We start from the raw sequence: 13721 nt of genomic DNA on the forward strand, positions 1-13721 counted from the left end.
CCGCACGGACGTCTCCCGGGCAAACCCGGACGGCGGTGCCGTCCGGCTCAGTCGCGTCGACGGTCGAACAGGGGCCCGGGAGATACGATCATGACCAACATCGGTGATCACAACGCGGCCCACGGCGCCGAGGCGGCGGGCTTCCGCGACCTCAAGGCCGTCCACTGGAATTTCGAGGCCCCGCGCCTCTACGAGGAGGCCCTGTTCCGCAAGGAGGCGCAGCTCGCCCGCGGCGGCGCCCTCGTCGCCACCACCGGCAGCCATACCGGCCGTTCGCCCAAGGACAAGTTCGTGGTGCGCGACGCCGGCACCGAGAACGAGGTCTGGTGGGACAACAACGGCGCCATCACGCCCGAGCAGTTCGAGACCCTACGGCAGGACTTCCTGAAGCACGCCGAGGGCAAGGAGCTGTTCGCCCAGGACCTCTACGGCGGCGCCGATCCGGCCTACCGGGTCAAGGCCCGGGTCTTCACCGAGTTCGCGTGGCACTCGCTGTTCATCCGCAACCTGCTGATCCGTCCGGACCGCTCCGAGATCGCGTCCTACGTGCCGGACATGACGATCATCGACCTGCCGAGCTTCCAGGCCGATCCCGCCCGGCACGGCTGCCGGTCGAAGACCGTGATCGCCATCGACTTCTCGAAGAAGCTCGTGCTGATCGGCGGCTCCGCCTACGCGGGCGAGATGAAGAAGTCGGTCTTCACCTACCTGAACTACATCCTGCCCGGCCAGGGCGTGATGCCGATGCACTGCTCCGCCAACGCGGCGCTCGATGCCGAGGGCGGCTCGGCGATCTTCTTCGGCCTCTCGGGCACCGGCAAGACGACGCTGTCGAACGACAGCTCCCGCCAGCTGCTGGGCGACGACGAGCATGGCTGGTCGAACGAGGGCATCTTCAACTTCGAGGGCGGCTGCTACGCCAAGACCATCCGCCTCTCGCGCAACGCCGAGCCGGAGATCTACGCCACCACCGAGCGCTTCGGCACGGTGATGGAGAACGTGATCATCGATCCGGTCACCCGCGCACCGGATTTCGACGACGCGTCGCTCACCGAGAACACCCGCTGCGCCTACCCGCTGGACTTCATCGCCAACGCCAGCGCCTCCGGCCGGGCCGGGCATCCGAAGAACATCGTCATGCTGACCTGCGACGCCTTCGGGGTGATGCCGCCGATCGCCAAGCTCACCGGCGCCGAGGCGATGTACCACTTCCTCTCGGGCTACACCGCCAAGGTGGCCGGCACCGAGCGCGGCCTGACCGGGCCCGAGGCGACCTTCTCGACCTGCTTCGGCGCGCCGTTCATGCCGCGGCATCCGAGCACCTACGGCAACCTGCTGCGCGACCTCATCGCCAAGCACAGCGTCGATTGCTGGCTGGTCAACACGGGCTGGACCGGCGGCGGCGTCGGCACCGGCCGGCGGATGCCGATCCGCGTGACGCGCCGCCTGCTGAGCGCCGCCCTCGACGGCTCGCTGGCGCAGGCCGAGTTCCGCCGCGACCCGTATTTCGGCTTCGCGGTGCCGGTCTCGGTTCCGGGCGTCGAGCCGCACATCCTGACCCCGGTGAAGACCTGGGCCAACAAGGGCGCCTTCGTGGAGACGGCGGCGCGGCTCGTGAAGATGTTCGACGACAACTTCAAGCGGTTCGAGGCCCATGTCGACGCCGACGTGCGCGCCGCCGGGCCGACCGCGCAGGCGATCGCGGCGTAAACCGAGAGCGGGCGGCCCGCGGGGCCGCCCGTCCCGTCCGTCTTAGCGAGCGCAGCGAAGCTATCCAGGGCAGCGCGACATCTGCGAGCGTAGCGCGACTGGATCGCTTCGCTGCGCTCGTGAAGACGGTTCGGACGTCCTGTCCGAGATGCGTCCTAGAACGGCAGCTTCATGCCCGGCGGCAGGGGCAGGCCCTTGGTCAGCTCGGCCATGCGCTCCTGCATGGTCGCCTCGGCCTTCCCGCGGGCGTCGTTGCAGGCCGCGACGATCAGGTCCTCAAGGATCTCGCGCTCGTCCGCGACCATCAGCGAGGGGTCGATACTGACCCCCTTCATCTGGCCCTTGGCGCTCATGGTGACCCGGACGGAGCCGCCGCCGGAGGCGCCGGTCACCTCGATCTCGTCCATCTCGGACTGCAGGTTGGCCATCTTCTCCTGCATGGCCTGAGCCTGCTTCATGATGCCCATCAGGTCGCGCATGCGGCTCTCTTTCCGTTTCCTCGTCTGATCTGGGTATGGCGCGGCCCGGGCGCCACCATGCGTCAGGCGTCGTCGTCCTCGACCTCGCCGACCCGCGCGGCGTCACCTTCCCCGAGGATCTCCTGCTCGGCGGAGGGGAGGGCCTCGGAGATTGTCTCGCGCACGTCGACGATCTCGGCCCCGGGGAAGCGCGTCAGAACCTCGCGCACGAATGGGTCGGCGGCGGCGTTCTCCCGGCGTGTCTCGGTCGCGGCACGGGCGGCCGCGTCGAGGGTCGGGGCGCCCTCGTCCTTCGACAGGGCCACCACCCAGCGCCGCCCGGTCCAGCGCTCGATGGCGGCGCCGATGTCGTTGGCGAGGCTCGACCGGCCGCCGGAGGCGAGGCGGAACTCGATCCGGCCCTCCTCGAAGCGCACCAGGTGGACGTCGCGCTCCAGCGCGGTCCGCAGCAGGATATCCCGGTTGGCGTCGGCCAGCGCGATCAGGTCCTCGAACCGACCGAGACGCGGCGTCGGCGGTTCCGCGGGCGCCGGCCTCGGCGCCGGCGCGCTGATCGGGACGCTCGCCGGCGCGTTCACCGCGACGGGCGCGGCCAGGGGCGCCGCGACCGGGGCGGGCTCCGGCGCGACCGTGCGGGGTGCCGCGGCGAGCGCCGCGGAACCGCCGCCGCGCAGGTCGGGAATCGGCGGGAGGGGCGGCCGGACCGACGCGACCGGGGCCTCGTCCGCGGGCGCGGCGGCGGCCTCGGCCCGGAGCTGGCGCAGGGCCTCGTCGGGTGTGGGCAGGTCGGCCGCGTAGGCGAGGCGCACGATCGCCATCTCGGCGGCCGCGAGGGGCCGGGGCGCCGCCTGGACCTCGGGAATCGCCTTCAGCAGAATCTGCCACGCCCGCGACAGGGCGCGGATCGAGAGCTTCTCGGCGAACGCGGCGCCGCGGACGCGCTCGGTCTCGCTGAGCGTCGGGTCGGCGGCGGCTTCCGGCACCACCTTGAGCCGGGTGACGAGGTGCGTGAAGGCCGCGAGATCCGAGAGCACGACCGACGGGTCCGCGCCGGAATCGTACTGCGCCCGCAGCTCCGCGAAGGCGGCCGGCACCGCGCCGCGCATCACCGCCTCGAACAGGTCGAGGATCCGGGCGCGGTCGGCGAGGCCCAGCATGTCGCGCACGCTCTGCGCCGTGATCGTGCCGGCGCCGTGGGCGATCGCCTGGTCGAGCAGCGAGAGCGCGTCGCGCACCGACCCTTCCGCGGCGCGCACGATGGCGCCCAGAGCCTCGTCCTCGACCGATACGCCCTCGGCCGCGCAGACCTTCGCGAGATGCGCGTGCAGGGTCGGCGCCTCGACCCGGCGCAGGTCGAATCGCTGGCAGCGGGACAGGATCGTCACCGGGACTTTGCGGATCTCCGTGGTGGCGAACACGAATTTCGCGTGCGGCGGCGGCTCCTCCAGCGTCTTCAGGAAGGCGTTGAACGCCTTCTCGGAGAGCATGTGGACCTCGTCCACGATGTAGACCTTGTAGCGCGCCGAGACCGGCCCGTAGCGGATGCCGTCGATGATCGCCCGGACGTCGTCGATGCCGGTATGCGAGGCGGCGTCCATCTCCAGCACGTCCATGTGCCGGGATTCCATGATCGCCGCGCAGTGGAGGCCGAGTTCCGGCATCGACACGGTCGGGCCGGTGTCGGGCTGTCCGGCGCGGGCGTAATTGAGGCCGCGCGCCAGGATGCGGGCCGTCGTGGTCTTGCCGACTCCGCGGACGCCGGTGAGCATCCAGGCCTGCGGGATGCGGTTGGCCGCGAACCCGTTGGCGAGGGTCCGCACCATCGCGTCCTGGCCGATCAGGTCGCCGAAATTGGTGGGGCGGTACTTGCGCGCGAGCACCCGGTAGGGCGTCGCCGCGGCGGGGGGCGCTGGAAACCCGGGCAGGCCCGGCTCGTCGTCAGGCGTGCCGGTCGTAGCGTCCATGCCGTGTCTGGGTCCGGCTGCCGCGCGCCGTGGATTGAGGTGGGAGGCTGGACGAAGACCCGCTCGGTCTCGTTAGGGCTGCTTCCTTCCGGACCTGACCCGGTTGGCGAGTGAAACGTCCCTCGCCAACCCCCCGCCGGCTATATGGCCGGGCCTCGGCCCGAACGCAAGCGCTGCTGAAGCCGAGTCGAAGCGCAGCCGAAGCGCTGCCTCACTCGGCCTTGCGCTTCACGATGGCCAGGGTCTTCGGATCGAGCTTCAGGTCGAACTGCTTGCCGCTCGCGTCGATCGCGTCGTCGACCTCGATCATGCCGTCGTCGAGCTCGATCTCCTTCCACTTGGTGAAGCCCTCCTGCTTGAGCACGGCCTCGACCTTGGCCTGCTGATCGGCCGGAAGCTTCTCGTCGGCGCGGGCGGTGAGGCCGGTGCCCGCGATCAAAGTCAGGGCGAGAAGGGACGTGGTCAGGCGCATGGCTGTCTCCGATCCGGCAATTGTTTCCGGCTGTGAACAGGCGTGCCGCGGCGGAGTTCCATGGCGGCGATCCCCTTGAGCCGCCCCCGAATCTGCCGCACATCTTGGCCGTACCGGAACGCGGCGGCGAGGACACTGCACGAATGGTCACCCGCGTCGCCACCGTGGCCTTCGAGGGCATCGAGGCGCGGGCGGTGGACGTGCAGGTCCAGATCGTGCCGGGCTCGGTGGTGTTCACCGTCGTCGGTCTGCCCGACAAGGCGGTGGCGGAATCGCGCGAGCGGGTCCGCGGAGCGCTGATCGCCTCGGGGCTGGCGCTGCCGGCCAAGCGCATCACGGTGAACCTCGCCCCGGCGGATCTTCCCAAGGAAGGCTCGCATTTCGACCTGCCGATCGCGCTGGGCGTCATGGCGGCCATCGGCGCGATCCCGGCGGACGCGCTCGCCGGCTACTGCGTCCTGGGCGAGCTCGCCCTCGACGGCAGCATCACGGCGGTGAGCGGCGTGCTGCCAGCCGCGATGGCGGCGGCCGATCGGGGGCTCGGGCTCATCTGCCCGGCGTCCACTGGGCCGGAGGCGGCCTGGGCGGGGGGCGACCTCGACGTGCTCGCGCCGCGCTCGCTGATCCAGCTCGCCAACCACTTCAAGGGCAGCCAGGTGATGGCGCGGCCGGAGCCCGCCGTCGCCGCGCCGGCCGGGCCGCTGCCGGACCTCGCCGACATCAAGGGGCAGGAGGGCGCCAAGCGCGCCCTGGAGATCGCGGCCGCCGGGGGCCACAACCTGTTGATGAACGGGCCGCCCGGCTCGGGCAAGTCGATGCTGGCGGCGCGTCTTCCCTCGATCCTGCCACCGCTCACGCCGCGCGAGCTGCTCGACATCTCCATGATCCAGTCGGTGGCGGGCGCGCTGAAGGACGGGGCGCTCTCGAACCGCCGGCCGTTCCGGCAGCCGCACCATTCCGCCTCGATGGCGGCCCTGGTGGGGGGCGGCCTCGGGGCGCGGCCCGGTGAGGTCTCCCTGGCCCATGGCGGCGTGCTGTTCCTGGACGAGCTCCCCGAATTTTCCCCGCAGGTGCTCGACAGCCTGCGCCAGCCGATGGAATCCGGGGCGGTGATGATTGCCCGGGCCAACCACCGAATCACCTACCCGGCGCGGTTCCAGCTGGTCGCGGCGATGAACCCGTGCCGCTGCGGCCACGGTCTCGAACCGGGCTACGCCTGCCGGCGCGGGCCGAACGCGCGCTGCATGGCGCAGTATCAGGCGCGGATCTCCGGCCCGATGCTCGACCGCATCGACCTGCGCGTCGAGGTGGCGGCGGTGACGGCCGCCGACCTGATCCTGCCCGCGCCGGCCGAGGGCTCCCGCGAGGCGGCCGCCCGGGTGTCGGCGGCCCGCGCGCTCCAGGGGGCGCGCTACGCCGCGCGCGGCCTGCCGGAATCCACCACCAACGCGACCTGTCCCGCGACGCTGATCTCGGACGTCGCGAGCCCCGACGCCGACGGGACGGCGCTGATCCGCCAGGCGGCCGAGAGCATGCGCCTCTCCGCCCGCGGCTTCCACCGGACGCTGCGCGTCGCCAGGACCCTGGCCGACCTCGACGGCGAGGCGCAGGTCCGCCGGCTCCACCTCGCCGAAGCGCTGTCGTACCGCGGCCGGGGCGACAGCGCGGCGGCCGCCGCTTGAGCGCCGGACCGCGCGGCCCGGTCGACCTGACGGTCACGATCGGCCAGCACAGCAGCGCCGGCGGCAAGGCCGCCAACCAGGATTTCAACGGCGCGCTGGTTCCCGTCCAGCCGGCGCTGGGCCTGAAGGGGATCGCGGTCGCCCTCGCCGACGGGATCAGCAGCAGCGCGGCGGGCGCGGCGGCGAGCGAGACCGCGGTCAAGAGCTTCCTCAGCGACTACTACGCCACGCCGGACACGTGGTCGGTGAAGACCTCGGCGCAGCGCGTGATCGCGGCCACGAATTCCTGGCTCTACGCCGAGACGCGGCGCGGCGCCGATCCGAACGATGCCGACCGGGGCCACGTCACGACCTTCGACGCCCTCGTGCTGAAATCCCGCGTGGCCCACCTCTTCCACGTGGGCGATGCCCGGATCTGGCGGGTGTCCGGCCGGTCGCTCGAGCAGCTCACCGAGGACCACCGGGTCGTCGTCTCCGCGGCGGAATCGTATCTCGGCCGCGCCCTCGGAGCGCAGGGCCGCGTCGAGATCGACTATCACGCCGTGGGCGTCGAGGCCGGAGACACCTTCGTGCTGACGACGGACGGCATCCACGAGCATGTCCGGCCCCGCGACATGGTCGCGGAGATCGCTGCGGCCGAGACCCTGGACGCCGCCGCGCGGGCGATCGTCGAGATGGCCCTGGCGGCCGGCAGCCCGGACAACCTGACGATCCAGATCGTGCGGGTCGAGACCGTGCCGGAGGGCGAGCCGGCCGACCTCCTCGGCGAGGCCGAGGGGCTGGACCCGGCGCCGCTCCTCGACCCGCCCGCGGAGCTCGACGGCTTCCGCCTGCTGCGGATCCTCCACTCCGGTCCGCGGAGCCGCGTCTACTTGGCGGTCGAGGCGGAGACCGGCGCCCAGGTCGCGCTGAAGGTGCTGTCGCTGGACCTGCGGGACGATCCAGCCCAGCGGAAGCGCTTCGTCATGGAGGAGTGGATCGCGCGGCGGATCGACAATCCGCACGTGCTCAGGGCCCATCCCCAGGCCGGCCGCCGCAGCCACCTCTACACGGTGATGCGCTACGTCGAGGGCCAGACCCTGACCCAGTGGATGCGCGACCACGCGGCGCCCGAGCTGGAGGCGGTGCGGGGCCTCGTCGAGCAGCTCGCCCGGGGCGTGCAGGCCTTCCATCGGCGGGAGATGGTCCACCAGGACCTGCGGCCCGACAACGTTCTGATCGACGCGGCCGGCACCGTCCAGATCATCGATTTCGGCGCGACCCAGGTCGCCGGCGTCGTCGAGGGCGACCCGCGGATCGACCCGGCGGAGATCCTGGGCACGGTGCAGTACACGGCGCCGGAGTGCTTCCTCGGCGCCTCGGGGACCGCCCAGTCGGACGTCTTCGCGGTCGGCGTGATGACCTACCAGATGCTCACGGGGCGGCTGCCCTACGGCGACGCGGTGCCCCGGGCCCGGACGCGCGCGGCGCAGCGGCGGCTGCGCTACGCGTCGGCGCTGACCGTGCGCCCGCTGCTGCCGGTCTGGGTCGACGGCGCGCTGCGCAGGGCCGTCCATCCCGATCCGCAGCGGCGCTACGCGACCGTGTCGGCCTTCGTCCACGACCTGCGCCACCCCAACCCGGCCTTCACGGATGGCCGGCGGGCGTCGCTCCTGGAGCGCGACCCGCTGCTGTTCTGGCGCCTGCTGTCGCTGGTGCTCGGGCTCGTCGCGCTGGTGCTCGCGGCGATCCTGATCGCCGGCCCGCGTCGGTGAGCCCCGGCTCGCGTCTCAGGGATCCAGCTCCGGGTAGCGGCGGAAGATGCCGTCCTCGTTGAACGGGATCCGGCGCGCGCTGGCGAGGTAGGCGGCGAGCCGCGGGCGCCGCGCCACGGTCTCGTGGAGCCGCGCCACCTGCGGGGTTCTCCGGAGGGCCGCGGCGGTCGCCTTGGGGAAGGCGTAGAGCAGGCCGTCGACGAGCTGGAACAGCGACAGGTCGGCGTAGCAGAGATCCGCGCCGACGAGGCGGCGGCCGCCGTTGGCCGCCAGCACGCGCTCGAAATAGCCGAGATATTTCGGGATGCGATCGTGCCGGAACTCGGCCGCCCGGCGCAGCGCCTCGGCCTTCTGATCCGCGTAGTACAGGCCGACGCCGACGGGATGGTGGGTGTCGTGCGCCTCGTCGACCGCGTCGGCGACGGTGAGCTGGAGCTGATGGGTCCAGATCCGGTCGCGCTCCGACGGGCCCACGAGCCCGAGGCGCGGTCCGAGATAGAGCAGGATCGCGGCGCTCTGCCCGACGACGACGTCGCCGTCGCGCAGGAAGGGTGGTGCCAGGGGCGGTCGCGGATCGGCGGGGTCGGACAGTCGGTCGAGCATCGGTCCGATGCCGCCGGAATCGTCGTCCTGGCGGGCCACGTCGACGTAGTCGGCGCCGGCCTCCTCGAGGGCGAGGCGGACGAACTCGCCGCGCCCCTGGATCATCGGCCAGTAATGGAGCTCGTAGGGCATCGCCGCCTCCGGGTCGGGGAAGGCGCGGCGACCCCGGACGGTTCCCGCTCAGTTGTTCTCGGCCGGCTCCTCCGCCGAGGCCTTCTCGAGTGGCGGCTCGGCGCTGGCGACGGCCTTGCGGGCGAACATCGGCTGAAGGCGCTCGGCGAGCTGCTGGTCCAGATGCTTGACGTACGCGCCCTTGAAGTAGCGCTCACCGGTCTTCGCGCCGTAGAGGTTGTCGTGGGTCCGGATCATCGCGGCGACCTCCGGGCGGCACAGGAAGCCCGTGATGCCGACGGCCTCGTACCAGCGGCCGGCGCGCGCCTCTGCCGTCGCCTTCGGGTTCGACAGCACCGTCTCGGCGAAGCACGCGGTGGCGGCCTGCCGCAGCGGCGCCAACACCCTCTCGGCCTCCGCCGCGTTCACCTTCGGGGCGGCCGGGTGCCGGTGAGGCCGCGCCTCGGCGGCCGAGACGAGCGCGAGGACGGCGAAGGTGGCGAGGATCGAAGTCTTCATACGGGCGGCCTCGTCGGGTGTCCGAACCGTGTTCAGCTCTCGCTCATGATTGCGTCGGGATCGGGGCTGGCGGTTCGGTCCGGGTGCCCGATTCCGGGCAAGATCCGGGCTGTTTCGCGACGGCCACAGCCGCGCTCAGCCGCGCCGCTCCGCGTTCCAGTGTCCCCGGCAGGCGAGGGCCCCGGTCGAGACCCAGGTTCCGGCACCGAAGCCGTCCGAGCCCAGGCGTCCCCGCACGTCGGCGGTGGCGGCGCCGTTGGAGATCGAGCCGCGGATCGCCCCGTTCCGCGCGACGCCACCCTCCACCACGAAGGCAGTCCCGATGAAGCGCGCCCGCCCGCGCTCGATCCGCACCGGGTAGCGGTAGGCACGGTCGCAGGTCCCCGTCTCGGTGATGATCTCGACGCTCCAGGTGCCGTCGAACCGATCGGGCAGGGCGGCGCGGGGGGCGGACGCGGCGGGCAGCGTGCCGGCGAGGAGCAGGGCGACGGCGATGCGGGGCGTCATGCGGATCCGGAGTGCCGTGGGCTTCGGGGAGACCGGCGCCCCGTCAGCGCGGCGCCTGCGGCGCGGGCGTCCGCATGGCCGCACGGAGTGCCGCGTTGAGGAGGGCGAGAAGGTCGCAGCCGACATGCAGGAAGGCGGCCACGCCCGCCTGCTTCAGCGGCTCGGCCAGGTCCGTCGGCTTCCCGGCGAGGTAGACCGGTCCGGCGCCGGCCCCGGTCAGCGCCTCCGCGGTCGCGACCGCACGCTCGGCGTAGATCCCGTCGGTGGAGCAGATGCAGGCGAGGCTCGCGCCGGATTCCCGGAACGCCGCCGCCGCCGCCTCGGCATCGGGGAAGCCCTCGTTCGACAGAGCCTCGAGCCCGCCGGCCGCGAAGGCGTTGGCCGCGAAGGTCGCCCGGGCGTTGAAGGCCGCCACCGGGCCGAGATTGGCCAGGAACACGATCGGCCTGCGACCGGTCTTGGCGAGGAAGGCGTCCGAGGCGTCCCGCAGGGCCTCGTAAGGCTCCGCGAGGCGCTGGGACGGCAGCGCGTCGCAGGCGACCGCCGAGCCCGCGCCGAAGTTGGTACCGCGCACCGCCGCCACGGGCGGCACGTCGAGAACCGTGACCGGCTTCTCGGGGAGGTTCGGGAACTCGCTCGCACCGGTGAGCGGTTCGCGGCGGGTCGCCACCGCCTTGGCGCGGGCCTCGCGGGTCAGCTCGATCCGCCGCTGGAGCTTGCCGACGCTGAGCGAGGCGACGATCCCGCCCTCGGCCTCGATCGCCTGGAACGCCGCCCAGCCCGCCTCGGCGAGCTCGGCCGTCAGGGTCTCGAACCCGCCGGCGCCGGCCGCGGGGTCGCTGACCCGCGCGAGGTGCGATTCCTCGATGAGCACGATCTGGCTGTTGCGCGCCACGCGCCGGGCGAAGGCGTCGGGCAGGCCGAGGGCCTGCGTGTACGGCAGGACCGCGACGCTGTCGGCGCCGCCCATGCCGGCCGAGGCCGCCGCCATGCCGGTGCGGAGGATGTTCACGAACGGGTCGCGCTTGGTCATCATCCGCCACGCGGTCTCGGCGTGGAGCCGCAGCGGCTTCGGCTCGAGGCCGCAGGCCTGCTCGACGCGCGCCCAGAGGCGCCGCATCGCGCGGAACTTCGCGACGGTGACGAACTCATCGGCATCGGCCGCGAGCAGCACGGCGACGCGGTCGCGCGCGCTCGCGAGATCGTGACCGGCCGCTTCCAGGGCGCGCAGGTAGGCGACGGCGGTGGCGAGCACCGCGCCGAGTTCCGCCGCCTCGCCGGCGCCGCCCTCGTGGTAGGGCCGGCCGTCGGCCAGGAAGGCCCGGCCGCGGAAACCCGCCGCCTCCAGCTCGGCCACGGCGTCGGCGAGGCGGGGGGCGATGTCGGTCCAGACGGCTCCGAGGCTGCCGGTGGCCGCCAGGACGCCGACGGGATCGAGCCCCAGATCGACGTCGTAGGTCGAGAGATCCTCGCCGCGGCGCTCCGCCAGCGCCTTGATTAGCTGGGCCACCTCCAGGCCGCGGCCGCCGGTATCGATCCGCAGGGCGATCAGCGGCAACATCACGCCCTTCAGGGCGGCGTCGAGCTCCTCGACGCTCGCCGCGGTGAGACCGTAGCCGCGGGCGCCCGGCGCACCCGCGAAGGCGAGCACGAGGGCATCGGCCCCGCCCTCGAGGTCGGTGAGCGCCTGCGTGTTCGCGGTTTCGAGGTCGGGATGGTCGACCCGCTGGGCGATCCGCCAGGGTCCGGGCTCACGCACCGGCTGCGCCGCCGGCTCGGCCGGTCCGTAGAGGGGTTCGATCCGCAGTCCGTCGGCCGTCCGCGACACCAGCCGCTTCTCGAAATCGGCGCCCTTCAGGACGCCTTCGACGAGGCCGAGCCAGCGCGCCCGGTCTGCGGGCTCGAAGAGGTCGGCGAGCGGTCTGTCTTCCATCGGTACGTCCCAGGGCGCGGCGTCTTCTGCACCGCTTTCATGCGTTTGCCTCGCACGCCGCTCCGCCGCTGGCAATCGCCCGATGGTTGAGGAAAGCTCAAGCCGCGGATCACCGATTTTTGAGTGATGCGGCGCAGGTGCGGTGAGGGGCACCTGCCGATCCGGATCGCGAGTCCGAGCCGCTGCCGGCGAGCCCGGGCCGACCGAACGGGGCGCGATCCCGCCCGCGTCAGCCGAGGATAATCAGGCCGGCGAAGCCGAGGGCGCCGACGATGATCCGCCACCATGCGAACAGCCAGAAGCCGTGGCGGGAGACGTAGTCGAGGAGAAACCGCACCACGAACAGCGCCGAGACGAACGACACGATGAAGCCGATCGCGATCAGGCCGACATCGTTGCTCGAGAGGTATTTATAGTTGTCGAGCAGGTCCTTGGCGAAGGCGCCCGCCATGGTCGGCATCGCGAGGTAGAACGAGAACTCGGTGGCCGAGCGCTTGTCGGCGCCCATCAGCATCGCGCCCACGATCGTGGCGCCCGAGCGCGAGACGCCGGGGATCATCGCCAGGCACTGGAAGATGCCGATCTTCAGGTCCATCGGCAGCGAGAAGTCGTAGACGTCAGTCTTCTTCACCTCGAGGTCGGTGTCGTCGATGACGAGGAGCACGAGGCCGCCGGCCACCAGCGTCGCGCAGACGATCCACGGGTTGAACAGGTAGGCCTTGATCAGCTTCGAGAAGAGGCCGCCGATGATCGCCGCCGGCAGGAACGCCACCAAGATGCCGAGCACGAAGCGGCGCGCCTTCGGGTCGGACGGCAGCGCGGTGGCGATCCCCAGGAGGCGGCGGAAATACACCAGCAGGATCGCCAGGATCGCGCCGAGCTGGATCAGCACCTCGAAGGTGTTGTTGGGCGAGTGGAAGCCGATGAAGTGCCCCACCAGCAGCTGGTGGCCGGTCGAGGAGACCGGGATGAACTCGGTCGCCCCCTCCACCAGGGCGAGCAGAACTGCCTTGCCGATGCTTGCCGGATCCATCGCGACGCCCTGTGCCGCGCGCGCGGAGGCCCCCGTCGGGCCACCACCTGCCACGCGAAATGGTTGTACCCGAGGCTTCGCCGATCAGGGTTGACGGGCAGTTACTGGGCCGGGCCGCGCGTGTTAAGGGCTCGGCAACGGTCGGGCAATAACGCTCGGTCCGAAGTCCTCTGCGCCGAAGACCCGCGCTTCAGGACCCACGACGAGCGCGGGACCGGCCGCGCTGGCAGACCGAACGTCCCGCACGGCCTCGATGGCAACCCTCTACCATTTCCCTTTCTGCGCGAATTCCCGTTTCATCCGTCTCGTGCTCGCCGAGATGGGCATGGAGCCGACGCTGTTCGAAGAACGGCCTTGGGAACGGCGCGACGACTTCCTGCTGATCAACCCGGCGGGCGTCACGCCCGTGCTGCTGGAGCAGAACGGCCTCGTGGTTCCCGGCGCCGGCGTCATCGCCGAGTACCTCGACGAGACCCGCGGCCTGGGGCTCTCGGGGCGCCGCATGCTGCCGGAGGACACCGTCGAGCGCGTGGAGGTACGGCGCCTGCTCGACTGGTTCCTGGTCAAGTTCGAGTCCGAGGTGACCGCCTACCTCGTCAACGAGAAGATCTCGAAGCGCTTCATGTCGGCCAACGAGGGCGGCGGCCCGCCCGACATGAACGCGATCCGCGCGGCGCGCTCCAACGTGCGCTACCACCTCAAATACATCGGCTACCTCATCGCGCGACGGCGCTGGATCGCCGGCGACAACCTGACCTATGCCGATCTCGCCGCGGCCGCCCATCTCTCCTGCGTCGACTACCTGGGCGACGTGCCCTGGGACGAGGACGAGATGGCGCGGAACTGGTACGCCCGCGTCAAGTCGCGGCCCTCGTTCCGCGCCCTGCTCGCCGACCGGGTGGCCGGGATGGCACCGGCCGCCCACTACGCGGATCTGGATTTCTGAACGCCCGA

The 13721-nt window shown here is 71.8% G+C and carries 12 protein-coding genes and 1 other RNA gene; 4 read left to right on the forward strand and 9 right to left on the reverse strand.

The features are described 5' to 3' along the window. Positions 1–90: 90 nt before the first annotated feature. The gene (locus ACQKQD_RS24460) at positions 91–1710 is read left to right on the forward strand and encodes a phosphoenolpyruvate carboxykinase (RefSeq protein WP_427509805.1); all 1620 of its coding nucleotides are present in this window, start codon (positions 91–93) and stop codon (positions 1708–1710) included. Between the two features lie 155 nt (positions 1711–1865). On the opposite strand, the gene ACQKQD_RS24465 is transcribed toward ACQKQD_RS24460, so the two are convergent. The 4 genes from ACQKQD_RS24465 to ACQKQD_RS24480 all read right to left on the reverse strand — a co-directional run bounded on the left by ACQKQD_RS24465 (position 1866) and on the right by ACQKQD_RS24480 (position 4625). Continuing rightward, a complete protein-coding gene (locus ACQKQD_RS24465; protein ID WP_020092789.1) occupies positions 1866–2189 on the reverse strand; it encodes a YbaB/EbfC family nucleoid-associated protein in 324 nt (107 codons plus the stop codon). A 62-nt stretch (positions 2190–2251) separates the two neighbouring features. Further along, positions 2252–4153 carry a DNA polymerase III subunit gamma/tau gene (locus ACQKQD_RS24470; RefSeq protein WP_427509806.1) on the reverse strand — a complete coding sequence of 634 codons (1902 nt, stop codon included), beginning with the start codon at positions 4151–4153 and terminating at the stop codon, positions 2252–2254. A 37-nt stretch (positions 4154–4190) separates the two neighbouring features. Next, positions 4191–4289: signal recognition particle sRNA small type (gene ffs / locus ACQKQD_RS24475), an RNA gene on the reverse strand. 75 nt (positions 4290–4364) lie between these two features. After that, entirely contained in the window at positions 4365–4625 is a 261-nt protein-coding gene (locus tag ACQKQD_RS24480; protein ID WP_427509807.1) for a PepSY domain-containing protein, read from the reverse strand. A gap of 143 nt (positions 4626–4768) precedes the next feature. Here ACQKQD_RS24480 and ACQKQD_RS24485 point away from each other — a divergent pair, with 143 nt between their 5' ends. Then, complete coding sequence (locus ACQKQD_RS24485; protein WP_427509808.1) at positions 4769–6307, forward strand: YifB family Mg chelatase-like AAA ATPase; 1539 nt, start codon at positions 4769–4771, stop codon at positions 6305–6307. After that, positions 6304–8061 carry a protein kinase domain-containing protein gene (locus tag ACQKQD_RS24490; protein WP_427509809.1) on the forward strand — a complete coding sequence of 586 codons (1758 nt, stop codon included), beginning with the start codon at positions 6304–6306 and terminating at the stop codon, positions 8059–8061. Before ACQKQD_RS24485 ends, ACQKQD_RS24490 begins: the two co-directional genes overlap by 4 nt. Before the next feature lie 15 nt (positions 8062–8076). On the opposite strand, the gene ACQKQD_RS24495 is transcribed toward ACQKQD_RS24490, so the two are convergent. From ACQKQD_RS24495 to ACQKQD_RS24515, 5 genes are all read right to left on the reverse strand, one after another. Further along, positions 8077–8796 (reverse strand): glutathione S-transferase, encoded by a 720-nt coding sequence (locus tag ACQKQD_RS24495; RefSeq protein WP_427509810.1) that lies wholly within the window; start codon positions 8794–8796, stop codon positions 8077–8079. A gap of 48 nt (positions 8797–8844) precedes the next feature. Further along, complete coding sequence (locus tag ACQKQD_RS24500) at positions 8845–9294, reverse strand: hypothetical protein (RefSeq protein WP_427509811.1); 450 nt, start codon at positions 9292–9294, stop codon at positions 8845–8847. A gap of 135 nt (positions 9295–9429) precedes the next feature. Then, positions 9430–9801 carry a hypothetical protein gene (locus ACQKQD_RS24505; protein WP_427509812.1) on the reverse strand — a complete coding sequence of 124 codons (372 nt, stop codon included), beginning with the start codon at positions 9799–9801 and terminating at the stop codon, positions 9430–9432. A 43-nt stretch (positions 9802–9844) separates the two neighbouring features. After that, positions 9845–11734 (reverse strand): methylmalonyl-CoA mutase family protein, encoded by a 1890-nt coding sequence (locus ACQKQD_RS24510; protein ID WP_427509813.1) that lies wholly within the window; start codon positions 11732–11734, stop codon positions 9845–9847. Between the two features lie 229 nt (positions 11735–11963). After that, positions 11964–12767, reverse strand: a complete 804-nt coding sequence (locus tag ACQKQD_RS24515; protein ID WP_020094652.1) for an undecaprenyl-diphosphate phosphatase — start codon at positions 12765–12767, stop codon at positions 11964–11966. Between the two features lie 253 nt (positions 12768–13020). On the opposite strand from ACQKQD_RS24515, the gene ACQKQD_RS24520 reads away from it, so the two are divergent. Continuing rightward, positions 13021–13713 carry a glutathione S-transferase family protein gene (locus tag ACQKQD_RS24520; protein ID WP_020094651.1) on the forward strand — a complete coding sequence of 231 codons (693 nt, stop codon included), beginning with the start codon at positions 13021–13023 and terminating at the stop codon, positions 13711–13713. Positions 13714–13721: the final 8 nt, after the last annotated feature.

It is taken from the genome of Methylobacterium sp. NPDC080182 (assembly GCF_050281105.1).
In the GTDB taxonomy this organism is placed as follows: domain Bacteria; phylum Pseudomonadota; class Alphaproteobacteria; order Rhizobiales; family Beijerinckiaceae; genus Methylobacterium.

What these genes read in the sequence shown, in the direction of transcription:
- ACQKQD_RS24460 (WP_427509805.1), top strand. Translation starts at nt 91, where the DNA reads ATGACCAACATCGGTGATCACAACGCGGCCCACGGCGCCGAGGCGGCG.
- ACQKQD_RS24470 (WP_427509806.1), bottom strand. Translation starts at nt 4,153, where the DNA reads ATGGACGCTACGACCGGCACGCCTGACGACGAGCCGGGCCTGCCCGGG.
- ACQKQD_RS24510 (WP_427509813.1), bottom strand. Translation starts at nt 11,734, where the DNA reads ATGGAAGACAGACCGCTCGCCGACCTCTTCGAGCCCGCAGACCGGGCG.
- ACQKQD_RS24465 (WP_020092789.1), bottom strand. Translation starts at nt 2,189, where the DNA reads ATGCGCGACCTGATGGGCATCATGAAGCAGGCTCAGGCCATGCAGGAG.
- ACQKQD_RS24500 (WP_427509811.1), bottom strand. Translation starts at nt 9,294, where the DNA reads ATGAAGACTTCGATCCTCGCCACCTTCGCCGTCCTCGCGCTCGTCTCG.
- ACQKQD_RS24495 (WP_427509810.1), bottom strand. Translation starts at nt 8,796, where the DNA reads ATGCCCTACGAGCTCCATTACTGGCCGATGATCCAGGGGCGCGGCGAG.
- ACQKQD_RS24505 (WP_427509812.1), bottom strand. Translation starts at nt 9,801, where the DNA reads ATGACGCCCCGCATCGCCGTCGCCCTGCTCCTCGCCGGCACGCTGCCC.
- ACQKQD_RS24515 (WP_020094652.1), bottom strand. Translation starts at nt 12,767, where the DNA reads ATGGATCCGGCAAGCATCGGCAAGGCAGTTCTGCTCGCCCTGGTGGAG.
- ACQKQD_RS24485 (WP_427509808.1), top strand. Translation starts at nt 4,769, where the DNA reads ATGGTCACCCGCGTCGCCACCGTGGCCTTCGAGGGCATCGAGGCGCGG.
- ACQKQD_RS24480 (WP_427509807.1), bottom strand. Translation starts at nt 4,625, where the DNA reads ATGCGCCTGACCACGTCCCTTCTCGCCCTGACTTTGATCGCGGGCACC.
- ACQKQD_RS24520 (WP_020094651.1), top strand. Translation starts at nt 13,021, where the DNA reads ATGGCAACCCTCTACCATTTCCCTTTCTGCGCGAATTCCCGTTTCATC.